Source organism: Streptomyces sp. GMY02 (assembly GCF_019056675.1).
Classification (GTDB): Bacteria; Actinomycetota; Actinomycetes; order Streptomycetales; family Streptomycetaceae; genus Streptomyces; species Streptomyces odonnellii.
The window spans coordinates 7,230,612-7,245,367 of sequence record NZ_CP077658.1; the positions used below are offsets into that span (position 1 = coordinate 7,230,612).

Genomic DNA, 14,756 nt, shown 5'->3' on the forward strand with positions numbered 1-14,756 from the left:
CGTTGACACCGGGTGCTGTCCCTTCTAGCGTCTCGAATACTGGAGCGACTAAGCGGTCGCTCAGCGTTTGCGGGCCTGTTGACGGGTCCGTGCGCGGGTCTGATGAGAGCCGCGGGTTCCCAGAGCGAGGAGAAACAAGGGATGTCCACCACCGAACGGCGCGTCGCCGTCGTGACCGGGGCGGCGCGCGGCATCGGCGCCGCCACCGCCGTACGGCTGGCCGCCGACGGCCGCGCCGTCGCCGTGCTCGACCTCGACGAAGCGGCCTGCGCGGACACCGTCGGGAAGATCACCGAGGCGGGCGGCAGCGCGCTCGCCGTCGGCTGCGACGTCTCCGACAGCGCGCAGGTGGAGGCCGCCGTCGGGCGGGTCGCCGCCGAGCTGGGCGCGCCGACGGTCCTCGTCAACAACGCGGGCGTCCTGCGCGACAACCTGCTCTTCAAGATGAGCGAATCCGACTGGGACACCGTGGTGAACGTGCACCTCAAGGGCGCGTTCCTGATGGCGCGCGCCTGCCAGAAGTACATGGTGGACGCCCAGTTCGGCCGTATCGTGAGCCTCTCCTCCAGCTCCGCGCTGGGCAACCGCGGCCAGGCCAACTACGCCGCAGTCAAGGCGGGTCTGCAGGGCTTCACCAAGACGCTGGCGAAGGAACTGGGCAAGTTCGGCATCACCGCCAACGCCGTCGCCCCGGGCTTCATCGTCACCGAGATGACCGCTCAGACCGCCGCCCGGGTCGGCATGGGATTCGAGGACTTCCAGGCCGCCGCGGCGACCCAGATCCCGGTCCAGCGCGTCGGCAGGCCTGAGGACGTCGCCAACGCCATCGCGTTCTTCGCCGGGGACGACGCGGGCTTTGTGTCGGGACAGGTCCTGTACGTGGCCGGCGGACCCCTCAACTGAGCACGGGAGACAGGGACATGACCGAAGGCACGGGACAGACGGGACAGACTGAGCAGGCGGGGCAGGCGGGGCAGGCGGGGCAGGCGCGGCGGACCGAGCGGACGGACCAGCCCGGCCGGGCGCCCGACAGCGGGAAGGTCGCGCTGGTCACGGGCGCGAGCCGGGGCATCGGATACGGCATCGCCGAGGCGTTCGTCGCCCGCGGCGACCGGGTGTGCATCACCGGCCGGGGCGAGGACGCGCTCAAGGAGGCGGTGGAGCGGCTCGGTTCCGACCGGGTGATCGGGGTGGCGGGCAAGGCGCACGACGAGGCGCACCAGGCGATCGCGGTCGAGCGCGTCATGGAGGCGTTCGGCCGGGTCGACTTCCTGGTCAACAACGCCGGTACGAACCCGGTCCTCGGCCCGATGGCCGAGCTCGACCTCAATGTGGCGCGCAAGGTGTTCGAGACGAACGTGGTCTCGGCGCTCGGCTTCGCACAGCTCACCTGGCGCGCCTGGCAGCGGGAGAACGGCGGAGCGATCGTGAACATCGCGTCGGTCGCCGGGATTTCGGCGTCCCCTTTCATCGGCGCGTACGGAATGAGCAAGGCGGCGATGGTCAATCTGACCCTTCAGCTCGCCCATGAGTTCGCGCCCGCCGTACGGGTCAACGCGATCGCGCCCGCCGTGGTCAAGACCCGCTTCGCGCAGGCCCTTTACGAGGGCCGGGAGGCCGAGGCGGCGGCCGCGTACCCGCTGGGCAGGCTCGGGGTGCCCGAGGACATCGGCGGCGCCGCCGCGTTTCTCACCTCCGACCAGTCCGACTGGATCACCGGTCAGACGCTGGTGGTCGACGGAGGCATCTTCCTGAACGCCGGAGTGGGGTGAGGGACGGGCCGGACGGGGCCGGGGGGCGGGCGACGGGCGGGTGAGGAAGAGCACCCTGAGGGGTGAACGGAGCGCTCGACGACTTTTCCAAAAGCCCCACCGGATCACCGTACGAATCCGGCCAATGCTGCGGTATGGTCTGCCGATCCATGGCTGAACAAGGAGCGTGAACGTGTTCAACCGGACCAGTCGGCGGGCCACCGCGGCCCTCGCGTCCATATCCCTGCTCTCGGGATGCAGTCTGTTCTCGGACGACGAGGCGAGCGGGGCACAGAAGATAACCGTCGGCACGACGAGCGAGCCGCCGACCCTCGATCCGGCGGCCTCCTGGGACAACGGCTGGGAGATGTTCCGCAATGTGTTCCAGACCCTGGTGGCCTTCCCCACCGGCAGTTCGTATCCGCAGCCGGACGCGGCCCGGCAGTGCGAGTTCGCCGACGAGTCCAATCAGGTCTTCGAGTGCGTCTTACGGGAGAAGCTGAAGTTCTCCGACGGCACCAATCTCGACGCGGCGGCCGTCAAGCACTCCTTCGACCGGATTCTGAAGATCAATGTCCAGGGCGGTCCCGCCGGACTCCTGGAGTCCCTGGCGAAGGTCGAGACACGCGGTGACAGCACGGTCGTCTTCCGGCTGAAGAAGCCGGACGCCACCTTCCCGTTCATCCTCGCCACGCCCGCCATGTCCATCGTGAATCCGGCGGAGTACCCGCTGGACAAGCTCAGACAGGACGGCAAGGTCAACGGCTCGGGGCCGTACACCCTCGCTTCGTACACCCCGGGCGACAGCGCGGAGCTGGTGCGGAACGAGCTGTACGAGGGCTTCGCCGACCGCAGGAACAAGGGCGTCACGATCGAGTACTTCAAGGAGTCGGGCCCCCTCTTCGCGGCACTGAAGAACAAGGAGATCGACGCCATTTACCGGGGTCTCACCTCGGAGCAGGTAGTCGAACTCGAAGAGAAGAAGCCGCAGAACGAGCACCTCCAGCTCGTCGAGACCGTCGGCGCCGACATCCGCTATCTGGTGTTCAACCCCGCCGACCCGGCCGCCGGGAAGCTCTCCGTACGGCAGGCCGTCGCCCAGGTCGTGGACCGCGACGAGCTGGTCGCCAAGGTCTACCAGGGCACCGCGGAGCCGCTGTACTCGATGGTCCCCAAGGGCATCGCCGGCCACGCCACCAGCTTCTTCGACCAGTACGGCGACCCCGATGTGGACAAGGCGCGGACCATCCTCGAAGAGGACGGCGTCGAGACGCCCGTACCGCTCACCTTCTGGTACACGACGGACCGGTACGGATCGGGTACGGCGGCCGAGTTCGGCGAGCTGAAGCGCCAGCTCGAAGCGTCGGGGCTGTTCGAGATCACGCTGCGCGCCAAGCCGTGGAAGCAGTTCCAGGCGGGCTACCAGAAGGGCGACTACCCGGTCTTCGGGCGCGGTTGGTTCCCCGACTTCCCGGACCCCGACAACTTCATCGCGCCCTTCGTCGGCAAGCACAACGCGCTGAGCACACCGTACGAGAGCCCCGAGATCACCGGGACACTGCTGCCGGAGTCGCGCAGGGTCAGCGACCGGGCGGCGGTCAGCCGGCAGTTCGTGCGCGCGCAGGAGATCTTCGTGGACGACGTACGGCTGCTGCCGCTGTGGCAGGGCAAGTTGTACGTGGCCTCGACCGACGACATCGCGGGCGGGGAGCGGGCGCTCGACCCGCAGACGGTGATGCAGATGTGGGAGCTGTACCGCAAGGCGAGCTGGTAGACGGGGGTCCGGGGCGAGGCAGGGGGCCATTGTCAGTGGCCACCGGTAGGTTCAGTGATGCACAAGTGATCGCTTACCGGAGGTTGTTGACGTGACCGACACCGACATGCTGCCCGAGTCCTGGCGTGGCGTCCTCGGCGAAGAGCTGGGCAAGCCCTACTTCAAGGAGCTGGCCGACTTCGTCGAGGAGGAGCGGGCGAAGGGGCCGGTCTATCCGCCGCGCGACGAGGTCTTCGCGGCCCTCGCCGCCACGCCGTACGACAGCGTGAAGGTCCTGGTCCTCGGCCAGGACCCGTACCACGGGGCGGGGCAGGGACACGGGCTGTGCTTCTCCGTGCGGCCCGGCGTCAGGACGCCCCCTCCCTGCGGAACATCTACAAGGAGATGAAGGAGGAGCTGGGCCACCCGGTGCCCGACAACGGCTATCTGATGCCGTGGGCCGAGCAGGGGGTCCTGCTGCTCAACGCGGTGCTGACGGTCCGCGAGGGCGAGGCCAACTCCCACAAGGGCAAGGGGTGGGAGAAGGTGACGGACGCGGTGATCCGCGCGGTCGCCGAGCGGCCCGACCCGGCGGTCTTCGTCCTCTGGGGCGCCTATGCGCAGAAGAAGCTGCCGCTGATCGACCAGGAGCGGCATGTGGTGGTGAAGGGCGCGCACCCCTCGCCGCTCTCGGCGAAGAAGTTCTTCGGGTCGCGCCCGTTCACTCAGATAAACGAGGCGGTCGCGGCGCAGGGGCACGACGCCATCGACTGGCGCATCCCGGATCTCGGCTGACCTCGGCCGGCCTCGGCTTCCGCTGGCCGGACCGACAGGCTCGGGCCGTCCGCCCGAGCCTGAAGGGGATTGTTCGCCACGGGGGCTAGCGTCATGTTTGTCGGATTTATTGGGACGGGCATGCGGAGGCGGCAGTGCGAGAGCGGCGGGAGGCGTCGGACGACGCCGTGATGACCAGGATCGGGCAGGCGGTCATGCTCCTCCACGGCGGCGACCGCGAGGAGGCACGGAACCGGTTCGGTGCGCTCTGGACGGAGATCGGGGAGACGGGGGACCCCCTCCACCGCTGCACGCTCGCGCACTATATGGCGGACACCCAGGACGACCCGGGCGATGAACTGGCCTGGGATCTGCGGGCGCTGACCGTGGCGGACGGGATCGGGGGCGGTGAGCGGTCGGTGCGGGGCGGGGGCGGGCCGGCCGTGCGGGCCTTCTACCCGGCGCTCCATCTCAATCTCGCCGCCGACTATATGAAGCTCCAGCGGCCGGACGCGGCGCGGCTCCATCTCGACCGGGCGCGCGAGGCGGCGGACGCGGTGGGGGAGTGCGGGTACGGACAGGGGGTACGGGCGGGGATCGACCGGCTGGAACGTCGGCTGAGGGAGGGGTGAGCGAAGGGGGGCGGGGCCGCCCCGGGGGCGTTCTGCTGGGGCGGGCGGGTGCCGGGGTGCGGGCGAGGCCGGCCGAGGTCCGGGCGGCGTGCGGACGGGTTTGGCTGGGGCCGGCCGGGATTGGCCGGGGGACGCGGCTGGGAGCGGCGCGGTTGCGATCGGGTCCGGGCGGGGGCGGCCGGGTTGCGCTTGGGGCTGGCCGGGTGCGGCCGGGCCGGTCTGGCCGGGGTGCGGTTGGGACCGGTCTGGTGTGGTCAATTCCGGTAGGTCCGGGCGCAGATACGGGCCTGGGGGCTGTCCGCGGGCCAGCGGCCATAGGCCTCGCCGAGCGCGCACACATCGGCGAGCGCGGGAGCCGGGGCGCCGGGCGGCGCGGGGGAGCGCTTGCGCTCCGGCTGCTCGCGGGGGCGCTCGCGCGGTGGACGTACGGGGGCGGGGCCGCCCCGGGGGCGGTCGGCGCGTGGTGCCTGCTCGGGGGCGGCGTCGGCGGGGGGTTCGGCGGCCGGGTCGGCGGTGGGCGGCCGGGGTTCGGGGGAGGACAGCGGGGCCGGTTCCGGGCTGCGGTCGGGGACGATCGCCTCCAGCGCCTCCCTGGCCGGGGCCTGGACGATCTGCGGCTGCGCGCCGCCCGCCCCCGGCGCCCCGCTGCTCGCCCCCGGCCACGGTACGGACACGGACGCGGGCCGTGGCTCCACGGACACACACCCGGAGACGGCCGTGACCGCCATTCCCATCAGAACCATCGCTGCGCTTCTCGTTCGGTGCACTCGGACAACTCTGCTGGGCGGAGCGGCTGTTGGAGTGCGTTCAAGCGCGGATTGGCCCGGACGGGTGATGTGCGCTGGATCTCCACCGGCCGGGTGCGGTAGGTCGGCCCCCGGGCGACGGGGCACGCGGTGGCGGGCCGGACAGGGCGCGGGACCGGCGGCGGGCGGGACCGGCGCGGGGAGTGTCCTGCTCAGTCGCCGGTCGCGCCGTCGATCCGTTCGCGGAGGAGGTCCGCGTGGCCGTTGTGGCGGGCGTACTCCTCGATCATGTGGGTGTAGATCCAGCGCAGGTTGTACGGCTCGCCCGTGGAGCGGCGCCGCCGTCCCGCGCCGAAGTCGTCCAGGGCGTGCGGCGCGGCCAGCTCCCTGGCCCGGGCGATCTCGGCCTGCCAGGTGGCATAGGCCTCGTCCCAGGTGTCGTCCGGACCGGGATGGAAGTCCCCGTCCTGGTCGGCGTCCGTGAAGTAGATGGGCCTGGCCTTCTCGTCGGCCAGCGTGTTGCGGAACCAGCCGCGCTCCACCTCGGCCATATGCCGTACGAGACCCAGCAGGCTCAGATCGGAGGGCGGTACGGAGGTCTCCCGGAGCCGGTCCTCGTCCAGCCCGGCGCATTTCACCGCCAGGGTCTCGCGGTGGTACTCAAGCCAGCCCTCCAACATCTCGCGTTCGCCCGCGACGGTGGAGGGTTCGGTGCGCTCGGCGCGCTCAGTCGTTGTCATGGCGGCCATCCTCACGTACGGACCGGTGCCCTGGCGACGCGTTATTCACCCAGGTCGTGCCGGTCGTCCGGGCCGCCAGGACTGCCGCCGTCGGCCAGCATGCCGCGGAGCAGCTCGTCGAATCCGCGGCGCAGCGTGTCCAGGGACGGTACGGCGTCGTGGTACGAGCCCACCGCGCAGGAGAACATCAGCCCCTCGCACCAGGCCACCAATGAGAGCGCGTGCCGCTCGGGCTCCGCGGAGCCCGCCGCCCGCATCATCGCCACCAGCGGCTCGCGGAACTGCCGGCCCGCCGCGTCGTAGTAGGCGCGCAGCTCCGGACGCCGGGTGGCCTCCAGGGCCAGTTCGTAACGGCAGACGAGCAGTTCGGGATGGCGGGTCAGATAGCGGTGCAGGGCGAGCGCCAGCGCGTCGGCCGGCCCGACCGGTGCGCTCCGGCCGCTGGGACCGCCCGCGGCCCCGGGCATCTCGTCCGGCGCGAGCACCTGCGCCTCGCGCTCGGCCAGCCGTCGTACCGCCGCTTCGAGCAGGGCCTGCCGGGTCCGCGCGTGATTCGACGTCGAACCCTGCGGCAGCCCGGCCCGCTCGTCCACCGCCCGGTGAGTGAGCCCGCGCATCCCCCGCTCGGCGAGCAGGGCCAGCGCGGTGTCGGCGATCAGCCGGGCGCGGGCGGAGGGCGGGGCGCCGGTGGTGCGAGTGGCCATGCGGCCAATCTATCGCTGCCCGCCGACACCACCACTACGGCTGTAGTACGCTGCTGGATCACTACACCTGTAGTTGAGTCGCGCTGCCTGTCACCCCAGCAGAATCGAGAAGGCCATGGACCAGCCTCGCGCCGTTGTCATCGGCGGTGGAATCGGCGGACTGACCGCGGCCGTCGCCCTGCACCGGCGGGGCTGGGCGGTCACCGTCCTCGAACGCGCCTCCGACCTCACCCCCGTAGGCGCCGGCCTCGGCCTCACGCCCAACGCGCAGCGTGCCCTCGATGTCATCGGGCTCGGTGACACGGTCCGGTCGCTCTCCGCCTGGCAGGGTGACGGCGGCCTGCGCGCCCCCGGTGGCCGCTGGCTCGCCCGTACGAGCGCGGAGGCCGCGGCCGACCGCTTCGGCGGCCCCGTCGTCCTGGTCCACCGCGCCACGCTGATCTCCCTGCTCGCCTCCGCGCTTCCCGAAGGCGTGGTGCGAACCGGCACCGCGGCCACCCTCGCCGATCCGGGCGGGAACGGCCGCATGGCTCGGGTCACCGCCCCGGACGGCGGCGAGTGGGAGGCCGATCTCGTGGTCGGCGCCGACGGCATCAACTCCTGCGTACGCCGGGCGCTGTTCCCCGGCCATCCCGGGCCGCGGTACACCGGATTCACCACCTGGCGGCTGGTCGTACCAGCGCCCGAGCGGCCGTTCGCACCGCACGAGACCTGGGGGCGGGGGCGGCTCTGGGGCACGCAGCCGCTCAAGGACGGTCGGGTCTACGCGTACGCCATGGCGCTTGCGTCGGCCGACGCGCACGCCCTCGACGACGAGCGGGCGGAACTGCTCAGGCTGTTCGGGGACTGGCACGATCCCGTGCCGCGGATCATCCGGGCCGTCGAGCCGGGCCAGGTCCTGCGCCATGACGTCCACGAGATGAGCGTGCCGCTGCCCGCCTACCATCGCGGCCGGACCGCCCTGCTCGGCGACGCCGCCCATGCGATGCAGCCCACCGTGGGCCAGGGCGGCAACCAGGCCATCGAGGACGCCGTCGTCCTCGCCCATCACGCAGGACCGGGACATGACATCCCCGGCGACCCCGACACCCCCGATGCCTCCGGCATTCCGGCGGCCCTCGCCGCGTACTCGGCCGCGAGACTCCCCCGTACCACCGCCATCGTCCGCCAGGCCGCGCGGACCGGCCGGATGATCGCGGCCACCTCGCCGGCCACCGCCGTCCTGCGCGACACCGCGATCGCCACCGTCTCTCGGCTGGTCCCTGGCCTGCTCCTGCGCGGCTTCGCGGGGATCGCCGACTGGCGCCCGCCGCCGCGCACGTATGCTGCCGGGACAGCACACCCGTCATAACAGCACGTCAGGCCACGTCAGGCAGAGGGAGGCCCCCGTGAAGGTCGGCATCATCGGGCTCGGTGACATCGCGCGGAAGGCCTATCTGCCGGTGCTCACCACCCTGCCCGGGGTCGAGCCGCATCTCCACACGCGCACCCCCGCCACCCTGGCGGCGACCGCCGAGACCTATCGCGTCCCGGCCGCGCACTGCCACGCCGACCTGGACTCTCTCCTCGCACAGGACCTCGACGCCGCGTTCGTCCACGCGCCGACCGCCGTGCACGCCGAGATCGCCGTACGGCTGCTGGAGGCGGGCGTACCGACCTTTGTCGACAAGCCGATCGCGTACGAACTCGCCGACTCGGAGCGGGTGGTGGCCCTGGCCGAGGAGCGCGGTGTCAGCCTCGCCGTTGGTTTCAACCGCCGCTTCGCGCCCGGCTACGCCCAGTGCCTGGAGCATCCGCGCGAGCTGATCCTGATGCAGAAGAACCGGGTCGGCCTGCCGGAGGACCCGCGCACCTTCGTCCTCGACGACTTCATCCATGTCGTCGACACGCTGCGCTTCCTGCTCCCCGGACCCGTCGAACACACCGATGTACGGGCCCGGATCCGCGACGGCCTGCTGCATCATGTGGTTCTTCAGCTCTCCGGCGATGGCTTCACCGCGCTCGGGGTGATGAACAGGATGAGCGGCTCCAACGAAGAGATCCTCGAAGTGTCCGGTCAGGACACCAAGCGGGCCGTCCACGATCTCGCGACGGTCGTCGACCACAAGGGGCAGCCGAGCGTGCGGCGGCGCGGCGACTGGGTGCCGGTGGCCCGCCAGCGCGGGATCGAGCAGTGCGTGCTCGCCTTCCTGGACGCCGTACGGTCCGGAACGCTCCTCAGCGCACAGGGTGCGCTCCGGACTCATGAGCTGTGCGAGCGGGTGGTACGAGCAGCATGGGAGCAGGCTGAACAGGCGGCGTCCTGAACGAGCGCGCGCCGTCCGTGGCGCAGAGCGCGGCCAGTACGGCGAGAGCGGCGTAGACCGCCCAGTCGCCCAGCTCGGTGTACGGGGTCGTGCCCCGGGCCAGCGGAACGTCGAACACGCCGGCCGTGCTCCGGTCTGTACCGATCCACTCGCCGACCTGCTCCCCACTCGGCCCGAACGCCGCGCTCGCGCCCGTCAGCGTGGCGTGCACCATCGGCCGGCCGGTCTCCGCGGCCCGCAGCGCCGCCAGCGAGGCATGTTGCTCCGGCGCCCAGCTCCCCTGGAACGTCGAGGTCGAGGACTGCGCGACCAGCATCTGCGCGCCGTCCCGCACCAGCCGTCTGCTCATGTCGGGGAACGCCGACTCGAAGCAGACCAGCGGACCGAGCCGCAACCCTCCCCTGTCCCCGCTGTCTTCCGCGTCCCTTCCGTCCCCGCTGTCCAGGCTGTCCCCGCGGTCATGGTCCGGCAGCACCATCACCACCGGCCGGGTGCCGCGCTCGCGGTCCTCACCCGCCGCCTTGCCCACCGAGGTGACCCAGCTCAGGGCCGCACGGGCGGGTATGTACTCGCCGAAGGGCACGAGCCGCATTTTGTCGTACGTATCGCCCGTCGGGCCGTTCGGACCGACCAGTACGGCGCGCTTGAATATCCCGTCCGTCCCCGCCGCGTCCGTGCTGCGCGCGTCGACATTGACCAGGATCTCGGCGCCGACCGCGCGGGACAGTACGGCGAGCCGCGCCGCCAGATCGGGCCTGGTCGCCAGATCGGCGGACACGCTGCTCTCGCCCCAGACCACCAGATCGATATCCTGCCCGGCCAGGGGGCGGGTCAGGGTCTCGCCCTGTGTGAACCGGCGCTCGCGGGCGTCCGCGCCGTCGACGACGCCCGGCTGGACCACCGCGATCCGCGCCGTACCGGACCGCTCCGGCTCCGGCGCCCAGGCCCACACCGAGACCAGGGTGACCGCGCACAGCACGAGCGATACCGCTCCGGTGAGCCTCGGCCGTAGCCGGGGGACCGCGATCAGCACGGTCAGCGCGGTGTTCACCGCGACCACCAGCAGACTCACCAGCCATACCCCGCCCACCGAGGCGAGCCGCAGGGCGGGGGAGACCTCCCACTGGCTGGCGCCCAGCAGCCCCCAGGGTCCGCCCAGTCCCTGCCAGGACCTGATCAGCTCCGCCACCAGCCAGCCCGAGGGCACCACGGCGACGGCCGCCAGAGCCCGGCCTGCGGACGGCGACCCGCCGAGCATCGACCGCATCAGCCACCCCCAGGGCGCCCACAGCAGCCCGAGCAGCGCGGCCAGCAGCACCAGGAACACATGCAGACTCGGTGCCAGCCAGTGATGTACGGCAATCATGAAGCCGATACCGCCGAGCCAGCCCTCCAGCGCCGCGCGCCGGCCGGTGGGGGCCGACCGTACAAGCAGCATCCAGGGCACCAGCGCGGCATACGCGAACCACCACAGGGACGGCTCGGGAAACGCCAGGGCAGGCAGCGAGCCCGCCACGACCGCGGCGGCACCGCGCCACCACGGCGACGCCAGGCTCCGCCCGACCGGGCCTCGCATCCGAAGAGCCTCCTCGCCCCGCCGCTTGAGGGCCCTTGCCCCCTTCGGGTTCTCTTCCCCCGATGAACGGCACCGAAGCGGGAGGGACGGGAGAGAAAGCCGGGTCCGGGGAGGCCGGCCGGAGTGGCGGGGCGGCGCTACCTCCGGAGTGGTCGGGCGGCGCTACCTGGGGAACAAGCCCTGCCGGGGGAACAAGCGCTACCTGGGAAAAGGCCCTACTTGCGCCGCCACTTCTCGTGCACCGCCACCGTCCGCAGCAGCCACCCCGTATCGCCGCGCAGCAGCCCGAACGAGCACCGCCCGCCGCTCATCGACTCCTCGCCCGACTCGTGCCGCCGCGGACTCAGATAGTCCGCCCGCACCTCGGCGCGGTCGCCCGGATACCCGTCGGGACCCTGTATCCGCAGCCGCCGGTTGACGATCAGGATCTGATGCACGCTGTACGGCCGCAACGTCCCGGCCAGCCAGTCGGCCACCTCGGCGGCCGACCCCTCGATACCGCCCTCAGCGGTGTAGTCGGCCCGCCCGTCCGGAGTGAACAGGGCCCGGTACCCGGGCCAGTCGGCCTCGTCCACGGCCACCGCGTAATTCGTGATCACCTCATCGATGGCGAGACGGCCCATCACGGTCGCGAGATCCACGCGCTGTGTCATCGGCTCAGTCTCGGGCAGGAATCCCGTACGGCCAAGAGCCGCGCACAGAGGTCACTCGTGCGTTGCGCCGACATCATCCGTGCGGTCAGCCGTGTCCATACGCGACGGCATGGACACGGCTGACGGCCTGGTAGCCGGTCCAGTCGCCTGCGACGGCGACTCAACGGGGGACCATGACGGCCGCGGTCGACATGACGACCCTCGCATCGATGCCGACAGCCCCAGCCAGATGAACGCCTACAGTTACGCCCACAACAATCCGGTGACCCAGTCCAACCCCACTGGCCTCTGCCCTGCGGACCTCTGTGGCGACGACTACCCCATCGGCGGCACCGGCACGAGCAAGAACAACCCCACCCGCTACATCACCCACGCCTCCACCGGAAACCGTGGCAGCTTGTGCTGCTGGACCACATGTGTCAACTGGTGCGCCGTGCGGTCCGGCCAGCGGGCTACCGCGAGTCGCGACTGCCCACGTCGTCCTCCTTCTTGGCCGCGTCTTGGGGCGACCCGCGCGGTCGTGGCGTGGGGGCGGGGCGGATTATGACCTTTCTGGTGTCCGAGATGACGGGAAGGTCAATGAGGCTCTGCTTTCTGGTGGAGGAGCAGTACCGGTACGACGGGATGCCCCTGGAGGTGGTGCGGCGGTTGGTCTCGTGGGGGCATCGGGTGGATGTGCTGCGGCCCGGGAGTTCGCTGGTGCGGCTGGCGGAGGCGGTGCGGGCGGGGAGTCATGACGCGTGGGTGCTCAAGACGGTGTCCGGGGGGCCGGGGCTGACGTTGCTCGAAGCCGCCGCGGCCGTCGGGCTGACCACGGTCAATGACGCGCGGTCCATCCGTGGAGTGCGGGACAAGGCGCTCGCCGCGGTGGTGGGGCGCAGCCGGGGCCTTCCGATGCCGCTGACCTACGCGGCGGCCCGGCCGGAGTCGCTCGCCGAACTGCCGGACACGGAATATCCGTTGGTCGTCAAGCCCGCCGACGGGAGTTCGGGGCGGGCGGTACGGCTCGTGCCCACGCCCGAGCGGCTGGCCGAGCTGAGGCCCGAACTGGCCGCCGAGGGAATGCTGATCGCGCAGCCGTATGTGCCCAACTCGGGGGTCGACCTCAAGGTGTACTGCGTCGGCGGCGAGTTGTACGCCACGGAGCGCTGCTCGCCCCTGCACCCCGACCGTCCGACGAGGGAGCGGCGTGTACCGCTCTCGGCCGAGGTGGCGGAACTGGCGGCGGAGGTCGGGGCCGTGTACGGGCTCGACCTGTACGGGCTGGACGTGCTGCTGGGCCCTGACGGTCCGGTGATCGTCGATGTCAATGACTTCCCGAGCTTCCGGCTGGTCCCGGACGCGGTGGACCGGGTGGCGCGGGCCGTCCTCCAACTGGCGCGTACGGGCGGGGCCGTTCCGGGTACAGAAGAAGCCGCGACCGGTATGGACCGGACCAAATCCGGTACCGACCGGAACGAGGCAGGTACGGCAGAGGTCATTCCGCTCCCCAAACGCGGTGCCTTCAGGGCCGGTTCCCCGCTGCGCCCGACCCGAGCCGACGAGGGCCGATGAGGATCTGTCTGATCACGCCCCGGCCCGGTCATCCCCTGCTGGCCGCCACCGCCGCGCTGCTGACACCCCGTCATCACGTCGGCTGGATCGATCCCGGCGCACGGCACCCCGTACCGAGTGAACCTTCCCTGGCCGATGTCTATCTCCTCAAGGCGCGGACACCGCGGGCGCTGGCCCTGGCCAGGTCTTTCGAGGAGCGCGGGGCTCCGGTGGTGAACTCGGCCGCGGCGACCGGGTTCTGTCAGGACCGTACGGCGATGGCCGCGCTGGCCGAGTCGGCGGGGCTGCCGTTCGCGGCGACGCGGACCGTGGGCGCCCTGCGGGAACTTGTGGCCGAGGCCGGCCTCCCGTACCCGCTGGTCGTCAAGAGCAGGCACAGCCGGCGGCACGATCTGGTCGCCCGCGTCGACGACGCCGGGGCGTTGCGCGCGCTGTGCGCGAGCGCGGAATGGGCCGATGAGCCTGTGGTGGTGCAGCCGTTCACCGCCAACAGCGGCTGGGACCACAAGGTGTGGGTGGTCGCCGGACAGGTCTTCGCGGCCCTGCGCCGCTCGGAGCTGGCGGACTCCGGGACGGACTCCACGAACGGCGGTACAGGCCACGAGCCGCCCCGCCCGTCCACCCGCCCAGCGAACCGCCCATCGGCCCTCCCGCCGGCCGTCCCGCTGCCCCTCAGCGAACTCCCCGGCGGATGGCTCGACCTCGTCCTCCGGATCGGCCCCGTTTTCGCGCTCGACGTGTACGGGGTCGATCTCATCGACGCGGGCGATGGCGCCCCCCTGATCGTGGACATAAACGCCTTCCCTGGCATCAGGGGACAGGCAGGCGCCCCGGAGGCGCTCGCGGCTCTGGCGCTGCGGACCGCCACAGGCGGTTCACCCGTATTACCCCGGTGAGGCCGGGGGAGCCTCGGGTGGTGTTCAGCGCCCCTCCGGTCTCAGGCGTCCCAGAGCGATACGTAATACTCACTGCATGGCTTCGCGGGTTACGAGACGAAATGGCGCCCGGTTCGGCGGCGAGGCCGTACGGATCAGACGGGCGACCGCCCGGGACGCCAAACGGCTCACGGCGCTGGTCCGCCGTTCGCGTGCCTACGAGGGCCCGTACGCGCCGATGATCACCGGATACCGGGTGGGGCCCGACTACATCGAGGCCCATGAGGTCTTCGTGGCCGTCGATTCCGGCGAGCGGATCCTGGGCTTCTACGCCCTCGTACTGCCGGCCGCGGGGTCCGGTCGTACTACCGTTCCGGCTTCGGTCCCGGCGGAACTCGACCTGATGTTCGTGGCCGACGACGCCCAGGGCCTGGGCCTCGGCCGCCGGCTCATCGAGCATCTGAAGGGGCGGGCGGGCGAGGCCGGGCTCGACCGTGTCCGTATCGTCTCGCACCCGCCCGCCGAGGGCTTCTACCGCAGTGTGGGCGCTCGCCGTACCGGAACCGAAGCCGCGAATCCGCCCGCCGTGATGTGGGACCGGCCGGAACTGGTGCTCATCATTCCGAGGGTCGTCCCGAGGACCGTCCCCGAGGGCATCCCGGGGTCTTCACCGGTGCCCAGGGACTGAGGCC

General features: G+C 71.4%; 14 protein-coding genes and 1 pseudogene. 10 read left to right on the forward strand and 5 right to left on the reverse strand.

Annotated features, from left to right (window positions below; all coding sequences use genetic code 11):
* The first annotated feature begins 141 nt into the window (after positions 1 to 141).
* The 5 genes and pseudogenes from fabG to KQY30_RS30810 all read left to right on the forward strand — a co-directional run bounded on the left by fabG (position 142) and on the right by KQY30_RS30810 (position 4,910).
* Positions 142 to 903: a 3-oxoacyl-ACP reductase FabG gene (gene fabG / locus KQY30_RS30790; RefSeq protein ID WP_217309820.1), complete on the forward strand. Its 762-nt coding sequence runs from the start codon at positions 142 to 144 to the stop codon at positions 901 to 903.
* A 17-nt stretch (positions 904 to 920) separates the two neighbouring features.
* Positions 921 to 1,772: an SDR family oxidoreductase gene (locus KQY30_RS30795; protein WP_254407384.1), complete on the forward strand. Its 852-nt coding sequence runs from the start codon at positions 921 to 923 to the stop codon at positions 1,770 to 1,772.
* 172 nt (positions 1,773 to 1,944) lie between these two features.
* Positions 1,945 to 3,525: an ABC transporter substrate-binding protein gene (locus tag KQY30_RS30800; RefSeq protein WP_217309821.1), complete on the forward strand. Its 1,581-nt coding sequence runs from the start codon at positions 1,945 to 1,947 to the stop codon at positions 3,523 to 3,525.
* Positions 3,526 to 3,616: 91 nt separating this feature from the next.
* Positions 3,617 to 4,299 (forward strand): annotated as a pseudogene (locus tag KQY30_RS30805) (uracil-DNA glycosylase).
* 134 nt (positions 4,300 to 4,433) lie between these two features.
* The gene (locus tag KQY30_RS30810) at positions 4,434 to 4,910 is read left to right on the forward strand and encodes a hypothetical protein (RefSeq protein ID WP_217309822.1); all 477 of its coding nucleotides are present in this window, start codon (positions 4,434 to 4,436) and stop codon (positions 4,908 to 4,910) included.
* Positions 4,911 to 5,164: 254 nt separating this feature from the next.
* On the opposite strand, the gene KQY30_RS30815 is transcribed toward KQY30_RS30810, so the two are convergent.
* The 3 genes from KQY30_RS30815 to KQY30_RS30825 form a co-directional block, all read right to left on the reverse strand.
* The gene (locus tag KQY30_RS30815) at positions 5,165 to 5,653 is read right to left on the reverse strand and encodes a hypothetical protein (protein ID WP_254407385.1); all 489 of its coding nucleotides are present in this window, start codon (positions 5,651 to 5,653) and stop codon (positions 5,165 to 5,167) included.
* Between the two features lie 215 nt (positions 5,654 to 5,868).
* On the reverse strand, positions 5,869 to 6,396 hold the full coding sequence (locus KQY30_RS30820; protein WP_217309826.1) for a DinB family protein: 528 nt from the start codon (positions 6,394 to 6,396) through the stop codon (positions 5,869 to 5,871).
* A 41-nt stretch (positions 6,397 to 6,437) separates the two neighbouring features.
* On the reverse strand, positions 6,438 to 7,100 hold the full coding sequence (locus KQY30_RS30825; RefSeq protein ID WP_217309828.1) for a TetR/AcrR family transcriptional regulator: 663 nt from the start codon (positions 7,098 to 7,100) through the stop codon (positions 6,438 to 6,440).
* A gap of 115 nt (positions 7,101 to 7,215) precedes the next feature.
* Here KQY30_RS30825 and KQY30_RS30830 point away from each other — a divergent pair, with 115 nt between their 5' ends.
* Both KQY30_RS30830 and KQY30_RS30835 read left to right on the forward strand, forming a co-directional pair.
* Positions 7,216 to 8,451 (forward strand): FAD-dependent monooxygenase, encoded by a 1,236-nt coding sequence (locus KQY30_RS30830; RefSeq protein ID WP_217309830.1) that lies wholly within the window; start codon positions 7,216 to 7,218, stop codon positions 8,449 to 8,451.
* 37 nt (positions 8,452 to 8,488) lie between these two features.
* Entirely contained in the window at positions 8,489 to 9,406 is a 918-nt protein-coding gene (locus KQY30_RS30835) for a Gfo/Idh/MocA family protein (protein WP_217309832.1), read from the forward strand.
* Here KQY30_RS30835 and lnt read toward each other — a convergent pair.
* Positions 9,318 to 10,982 (reverse strand): apolipoprotein N-acyltransferase, encoded by a 1,665-nt coding sequence (gene lnt, locus KQY30_RS30840; RefSeq protein ID WP_217309833.1) that lies wholly within the window; start codon positions 10,980 to 10,982, stop codon positions 9,318 to 9,320. The genes KQY30_RS30835 and lnt overlap by 89 nt on opposite strands.
* 215 nt (positions 10,983 to 11,197) lie before the next feature.
* The gene (locus KQY30_RS30845) at positions 11,198 to 11,635 is read right to left on the reverse strand and encodes a nuclear transport factor 2 family protein (RefSeq protein WP_217309835.1); all 438 of its coding nucleotides are present in this window, start codon (positions 11,633 to 11,635) and stop codon (positions 11,198 to 11,200) included.
* Between the two features lie 579 nt (positions 11,636 to 12,214).
* Here KQY30_RS30845 and KQY30_RS30850 point away from each other — a divergent pair.
* The 3 genes from KQY30_RS30850 (at position 12,215) to KQY30_RS30860 (ending at position 14,752) form a co-directional block, all read left to right on the forward strand.
* Entirely contained in the window at positions 12,215 to 13,189 is a 975-nt protein-coding gene (locus KQY30_RS30850) for a RimK family alpha-L-glutamate ligase (RefSeq protein WP_217309836.1), read from the forward strand.
* Positions 13,186 to 14,085 carry a RimK family alpha-L-glutamate ligase gene (locus KQY30_RS30855; RefSeq protein WP_217309838.1) on the forward strand — a complete coding sequence of 300 codons (900 nt, stop codon included), beginning with the start codon at positions 13,186 to 13,188 and terminating at the stop codon, positions 14,083 to 14,085. Before KQY30_RS30850 ends, KQY30_RS30855 begins: the two co-directional genes overlap by 4 nt.
* A gap of 76 nt (positions 14,086 to 14,161) precedes the next feature.
* Positions 14,162 to 14,752, forward strand: coding sequence for a GNAT family N-acetyltransferase (locus tag KQY30_RS30860; RefSeq protein ID WP_217309840.1), 591 nt, complete (start codon positions 14,162 to 14,164; stop codon positions 14,750 to 14,752).
* Positions 14,753 to 14,756 lie beyond the last annotated feature (4 nt).